The following is a 5,410-nucleotide window of genomic DNA, read 5'->3' as shown; positions in this document are numbered from 1 at the left end:
GCTTGAAACTGCCCGGCGCGAAGACGCTGGCGAAGAAGTAGACCTTGTCGCCGGGGCGCGCGCGGAAGTCCTGATCCCCATGCTCCCACGGCTTCCACTCGGAGCGCTCGTGGAGCAACCGGTAGTCCCGGCCCTTCGGTCCCTTCACCACCTCCACGCCGTGGTACAGGCCGCTGGACAGCATGGACAGCGGCACCGGGGGGATGGCCTTCACCGCGTACAGCCCGAGCAGCAGCAGTTGGGCACCAAGGCCGGGCAGGGCCACGTGCCGCAGCGTGCGCCGCCTGTCCCCACTCCACCAGCGCACCAGCAGGGTGATGGACAGCGTCGCCAGACAGGACAGGCCCGCCGCGGCCACGAACAGCGTTCCGCTGAAGTAGCCGAGCAGCACCGGCAGCAGGTACGCGAAGTAGGAGGTGAGGCAGAAGCCGTAGAGCCCCGCGCGCACCACCGGCCCGAGGGCCCGGAAGCGCGGCAGCTCGTTGACCACCAGCAGCCCGAAGATGAGCGCGAGGAACAGGAACGCCGTCAGCCCGGAGGCGCTCTTGAAATAGAAGAGGGTGTAGGGGCTCAGCAGGCCCCCGAGGAAGAAGTGCAGCGCGTCCTCGCGGAAGCGCCACACGCGGCCCAGCCAGCGCGGCGGCTCCACGCCCCAGCTCCAGCGCAGCTCCGCCAGCAGCAGCAGGCCCAGCACCCCCAGGTACACGCCCTGCATGGTGAGCAGGAACCGACTGTCGATGCGCGGCAGCGTGAGGATGTCGTAGGCGAAGCCCGCGAAGAAGAAGAGCGCCAGCTCCCACTTCGCGTGGCGCGCCCGGAAGTCCCGCACGCGCTCCTTCACGGTGGGCGCCTCAGGGGCGCTCGAGGTTGCGATGGCCACGTCGTTGAACCGGGGTACGCGTCCCCTCACCCCGCCCCTCTCCGGGCGGGACAGGGAGGGGAGAGAAGAACTCAGGCGGGCGTCTTGCCGGACACCATGTCGGCCAGCTCACCACGCTCCTCCAGCTCCATGAGGATGTCCGAGCCGCCAACGAACTTCCCGTTGATGAAGACCTGGGGAATCGTGGGCCAGTTGCTGTACTCCTTGATGCCCTGGCGCACCTCGGGGTCGGCCAGCACGTCCACCGTGTGCACCTCCCCGTGCTGCTTCAAGATTTGCAGCGCGCGCGCGGAGAAGCCGCACTGCGGGAACAGCGCGTTGCCCTTCATGAAGAGCACGATCTTGTGCTTGCGGATCTCCTCGTCGAAACGAGCCTTCATCTCAGTGTTCATCGTCAGCGTCCTCTCGTCAGCGGGGCCCGAGCTTCTTCCACTGCTCGGGCGAATAGGTCTTGAGCGCGAGCGCATGCAGCTCGCCGGTCTTCAGCCAGTCCTGGAGAGGCGCGTACACCATCTGGTGCTGCTCCACCATGGACTTGCCCGCGAAGGCGGGGCTCACCACGCGGGCCTCGAAGTGGTCCCCGGTTCCGGTGGTGTCATTCACTTCTACTTCCGAGCCGGGCAGCGCGCCGACAATCCGCTGGCGGATGGCATTCGGGTCGAGCATCAGTTCAGTCCCTTTCCCTTCATGAGCATGGCCGGGTCCACCCCCATGCCCTTCAGGGTGCTGTCCCACAGCAGGCCAGGGTCCCCTTCGAGCACGGGCCGGGCGGACGCCTCGGAGTAGAGCCAGGAGCCAGAGGCCAGCTCGCTCTCCAGCTGCCCGGCACCCCAGCCAGCGTAGCCCAGGCAGAAGCGCAGGTGGCGCTTGGGGTCCTTCAGCAAGGGGCCCAGCGTGTCCAGGGTGAGGCTGAGGAAGAGGCCGGGCACCACCTCGTGCTTCTCCGTCACACGCTCATCGTCGTGGAGGACGAAGCCCCGGTGGGGCTCCACGGGGCCGCCCATGAAGACGAGCTGGTTGACCCGCTCGGGGGCGATCCCCAGGGATTGGTTCTTGGCCAGCTCGCCCAGCGTCAGCGAGGCGCCCCGGTTGATGACCAGGCCCATGGAGCCGGTCTCACTGTGCTCGAGCATCAGAATGACCGAGCGTTTGAAGGTCGATTCCCCCAACTGGGGCATGGCCACGAGGAAGCCAGGAGCGAGAGTCTGCACACAGGAAGTGTCGGCCCTTCGCTCCCGCAGCGCAACCGATTCATACCCGCGCCCGGTCGGGTGCCCGCGGCTAATGCCAGCTCGTGTGCCGCGACTGGAGCGCCTGGGCGAGCTTCTCCGGCGCCAGCGGCTTGCCGATGAACAGATCCGCGCCCAGCCCCTTGCACTTGCGCGCCATGGACGCATCGCTCATGGCGCTCACGCCGATGAGGACGGACTGGGGGAACTTCTCGCGCAGGCGGGCCATGAGGTTGGTACCGCTGCGCCCGGGCAGGAAGACGTCCACGATGGCCGCGTCCATGAGCTTGTTGCGCACGGCGAACTCGGCCTCCTCGGCACTGCCCACCGGGAGGGGCACGTAGCCCCACTGCGTCAGCAGCTCCACCAGCAGCTCACGGTGCGCGGGGTCGTCCTCGACGATGAGCACCGTCCCCTTCACCGGTTCCAGCTTCAGGCCATCATCTTGCTGGGTCTTGGAGCGGGCATGGCCCGTGGCGATGGGGAGCTCCTCGTTGGCGATGGACATAGGGTGGTTCCCGCGATGTGAGAGGGTTTCGTCTGTTGCCAACGTCCACCGCACTGCCAGGAATTCCACACTCGGACCGTCCGCCAGGGCGAAGCGCCGCCCCCCTCAGGCTCGACGCGGCCCGGCCCCGAGTGCCTGGGAAGCAAGCGAGGCACCGAGCACCAGCAGGACGAGCAGTCCCCAGGCGGGCAGCACCACGCGCGCGCCGCCCTCGTAGATGAGGGCCGCGTAGCTCGTACCGAGGTAGCGGCCGAGTGACATGGGGTCCATCCGGGCGATGCCGAAGAAGCTGACGGTGGACTCGGTGAGGATGGCGGTGGGCAGGCGGCTGAGGAAGACGGCGAGCACGAAGGGGCGCAGCGCGGGCCACAGGTGGACGCGCAGCAGGTGCCAATGGCCTGCCCCCAGAGCGCGCGAGGCGGCGATGAATTCCTGGCCTTCCAGCGTGGCGAGGCGGTTGCGGAACATGCGCGCCGGGCCCGCCCAGCCCACGACGGCCAGGGATATCACCATGAGGCCGAAGGGGCCCACGCCTCCGGCCTCGCCCGCGTCCAACATGGACTGGCCGGCGAGCTGAAGCACCATCACCACCAGCACATCCGGCAGCGCGAAGACGGCATCCACGCCGCGCAGCATCCAGCGCTCCAGCGCGCCTCCCGCGGCCCGGGCCCCCATGGCCACGGCGAGCCCCAGCACGGTGGACAAGGCCCCCGCGACGAGGCCGATGGCCAGGGACACCCAGAGCCCCCCGAAGGCCAGCTCGCACACCGTGCGATCCGGTCGGGTCGGGTCCATGCCCAGGGGGCACGTGCGGGCGAGCGCCTCGGGGAAGACGCGGGCGGCGAGCCAGCTCGTGAGGCCGAGGCCCACCAGCAGCACGAGGCCCACCCAGGCCCGCTTGGGTACCCGGTTCGCGCTCATGCCCCGGCCTCCCGCGCCCGCGGGTCCACCGCGAGGCGCACGAGCTCCACCACCAGCCCGACGATGACGAGCAGCGAGGCGAAGACGGTGGTGGCCACCACCACCACGGCCACCTGCTTCTGAAGCACGGCGAGCACGTAGAGCTGGCCGAAGTACGGCAGGCCGAAGACGCGCTCGGCGGCGAAGGAGCCGGCGAGGAGCGCGGTGGCCACGGGCCCGATGGCATCCAGCAGCGCGGGGAACACGTTGGGCAGCACGTGGCGCCACAGCACGGCGCGGGGAGGCAGGCCCTTGCCGAGCGCGGTGCGCACGTAGTCGCGGGCCAGCTCCGTCTCCAGCGCGTCCGCCACCAGGGTGCCGAGGAAGATGCCCGGCCAGACGGAGATGACGAGCGCGGCACACAGCTCGGGCAGCAGGTGCCCGCGCTCCACCACGGCGGGCGCGAGCAGCAGCGCGGGGATGAAGACGGGGGTGCCGAAGGCCACGGCGGGCAGCGCGTCGCTGAGCACGGAGAGCCGGCTGCGCCGCCAACGGGCCCGCAGCAGCGCGAAGCCCAGGGCCCACGCGAGCGCGAGCCCCAGCGCGACGAGTCCCACGCCCACGCTGCCAGAGAGCTTGAGGAGCAGCTCGTCCCCGGTGACGCCCTGGGCACTGGTGCCGAGCCGCTCACCGGCGAAGAGCTTCTCCCACGGGCGGAGGAAGCCGAGCGGCTGCCCCAGGCCGAGGTCCTTCCGGTACGAGGCGAGCACTTCGGGGGGCACCTGCCGCTTGGACTCGTCCTCGGTGGTCAGCGGCAGCGCGGCCATGAGGAAGTAGGACGCGAGCGCGACGATGGGCACGAGCACCAGTTGCCGGCCAATGCGGACGAGCGCGGGGGGCATGGTTCAGCGCACCTCCGACGGAGGCCCCAGGCGCAGCTCGCGCAGGGAGAGGAAGTTGAAGGGGTCCACGTCCACGCCCCGCAGCGAGGCCCGCGTCCGGAAGTAGCGGTCCGGGTGGTACAGTGGCGCGATGACGGCCATTTCGTCGAGGAGCACCGCCTCGGCCTGGCCGTAGAGGGCGCGCGAACGGGCCTCGTCGGGCTCGGCGTCCGCCTCGTCCAGCAGCCACTCGAAGCGGTCCATGGGCTCGCCGCCCTTCTGCGTCTCCCAGCCCGTCTGGTGGAGCCCGTTGCGCTCGAAGAGGGTGAAGAAGGTGTTGGGGTGCGCGTAGTCCGCGCCCAGGCGCCGCAGGTAGAGGTCGTAGGCACGCGGGCCCTCGGGAGAGCGACGGGCCACCTCGGCGGAGAAGTCCGAGCGCGCATCCAACGTCACCCGCACCCCCACCGCGGCGAGCTGCGCGGCCAGACGCTCGGCGATGGCCACCTCGGGCACGAAGGAGTCCCCCGTGCGGTAGACGAGCCGCAGCGGCCGGTCCAGCCCGGGCACTCCCGCCAGCTCCTCGCGGGCCCGCTCGGGCGCGTAGTGCGGCAGGCGCGCGGACTCCTCGGGGGTGGCGGCGCCGGGCAGCTCGGGTGGGAGGAAGACATGGCTCGGACGCGCGGCGGGCAGCAGGCCCTTCATGAGCGCCTCGCGGTCGATGGCCCGGGAGAGGGCGCGGCGCACCTCGGGCCGGTCCAGCGGGGGGCGCTCGGTGTTGAAGGCGAGGAAGTAGGTGGAGAGCAGCGGCTCGCGCTGGAGGTCCTCCGGGCGCCGGCCCTGGAGCGCGACGGCGCTGTCCACGAAGACGAAGTCCACCCGGCCGCGCTCGTAGAGGGCGGGGCCGATCTCGGACTTCATGAGGGTGAGCACGGGCGCGGGCCGCTCCCCAGCGGCCAGGGGAGGCTGGAAGGAAGAGTGCGGGTTGTGGACGAGCCGCACGCGCTCACCGGCG

8 protein-coding genes are annotated in these 5,410 nt (G+C 70.6%); all 8 read right to left on the bottom strand.

The genetic code is table 11. The annotated features are described in order from the left end of the window. On the bottom strand, positions 1 to 841 hold an 841-nt coding region (locus VF794_RS29870; protein ID WP_331116283.1), incomplete at its 3' end, for a DUF2914 domain-containing protein. A gap of 110 nt (positions 842 to 951) precedes the next feature. Beyond that, positions 952 to 1,272, bottom strand: coding sequence for a Grx4 family monothiol glutaredoxin (gene grxD, locus VF794_RS29865; RefSeq protein WP_331116281.1), 321 nt, complete (start codon positions 1,270 to 1,272; stop codon positions 952 to 954). Positions 1,273 to 1,288: 16 nt separating this feature from the next. Beyond that, positions 1,289 to 1,546: a BolA family protein gene (locus VF794_RS29860; RefSeq protein WP_309891301.1), complete on the bottom strand. Its 258-nt coding sequence runs from the start codon at positions 1,544 to 1,546 to the stop codon at positions 1,289 to 1,291. Next, complete coding sequence (locus VF794_RS29855; protein WP_331116277.1) at positions 1,546 to 2,091, bottom strand: YqgE/AlgH family protein; 546 nt, start codon at positions 2,089 to 2,091, stop codon at positions 1,546 to 1,548. The genes VF794_RS29860 and VF794_RS29855 overlap by 1 nt, the downstream gene beginning before the upstream one ends. 70 nt (positions 2,092 to 2,161) lie before the next feature. Next, on the bottom strand, positions 2,162 to 2,617 hold the full coding sequence (locus VF794_RS29850) for a response regulator (protein WP_331116276.1): 456 nt from the start codon (positions 2,615 to 2,617) through the stop codon (positions 2,162 to 2,164). A gap of 105 nt (positions 2,618 to 2,722) precedes the next feature. Then, the gene (locus VF794_RS29845; RefSeq protein ID WP_331116274.1) at positions 2,723 to 3,538 is read right to left on the bottom strand and encodes an ABC transporter permease subunit; all 816 of its coding nucleotides are present in this window, start codon (positions 3,536 to 3,538) and stop codon (positions 2,723 to 2,725) included. Then, a complete protein-coding gene (locus VF794_RS29840; protein WP_331116273.1) occupies positions 3,535 to 4,419 on the bottom strand; it encodes an ABC transporter permease subunit in 885 nt (294 codons plus the stop codon). Before VF794_RS29840 ends, VF794_RS29845 begins: the two co-directional genes overlap by 4 nt. 3 nt (positions 4,420 to 4,422) lie before the next feature. Next, positions 4,423 to 5,410 (bottom strand): ABC transporter substrate-binding protein (locus VF794_RS29835; protein ID WP_331116271.1); only part of this gene is annotated, 988 nt, incomplete at its 5' end.

It is taken from the genome of Archangium sp. (assembly GCF_036389735.1).
GTDB lineage: Bacteria > Myxococcota > Myxococcia > Myxococcales > Myxococcaceae > Archangium.
Note: the sequence above shows the minus strand (reverse complement) of the source record. Positions and strands in the feature narration are given on the sequence as shown.